Source organism: Borrelia persica No12 (genome assembly GCF_000500045.1).
Taxonomy (GTDB): domain Bacteria; phylum Spirochaetota; class Spirochaetia; order Borreliales; family Borreliaceae; genus Borrelia; species Borrelia persica.
Genome location: NZ_AYOT01000014.1, coordinates 1 through 717, shown reverse-complemented (window position 1 = coordinate 717; position 717 = coordinate 1). Strand labels below are relative to the sequence as shown.

Sequence of the window (717 nt, the reverse complement as noted above, 5' to 3'; positions counted from 1 at the left end):
TCTAGAGTATATGATGAATTTGTGCAATATGTAGATCATAAAGACCAAAAAAATAATTATTCCAAGCGTTTAGAAATGCTGAAGAGGGATGTGTCAGGCTTTACAAGCCTTGCAGATCGTTACTCAGGACTGCCTGGTCGTGGTCGTGGATATTACGTAAAAGAGATAAGAAGCATAATAACTGATTATAATATTGCCAGAGAGCAAGGTTATAAAACATATAGCAATGATGAGTTTGATATTTTACTTAGTAGTTGGGATGTTGAGCAAGTTAAAAGCATAATTGATGTGTACTTAAGCTATGCTAGTATATTAGACTATTTTAGTAAGGATCTCTATTACATTGATGATGTACAAGGTTTTAAGTCTAAATTAGGGCTAGGATATAGAGATATATTAAATAGGTTAAAGATGGGTTTAATTTTGCTTGAAGGAGAGGTGAAAGCTCAATTTGGTGAAATAGCAAGGGCTTATCCAGTGCAGTTTAAAGGTTTCTTTAACAAACATTCTGCTGCTGCAATTTATGAGAGTATTATATCTATTTATAGTTCATCTATTTTTCAGACTTGCTTTGATAATTATTCTCGGGATGTTATGAAATTTTTTGATGTCATGAGCAATTTTGTTGCTAGTTATGATGTCTTGGATATCAAAAAGCAAATGACAATTGAATGGATAAGAGACATAATATTTGATCCTAAAATTGTTGTTTTTCCT

General features: G+C 31.9%; 1 protein-coding gene. It reads left to right on the top strand.

Annotated elements, in window-relative coordinates:
• Positions 1–21: 21 nt before the first annotated feature.
• On the top strand, positions 22–717 hold a 696-nt coding region (locus U881_RS0100170; RefSeq protein WP_152520633.1), incomplete at its 3' end, for a BTA121 domain-containing protein surface lipoprotein.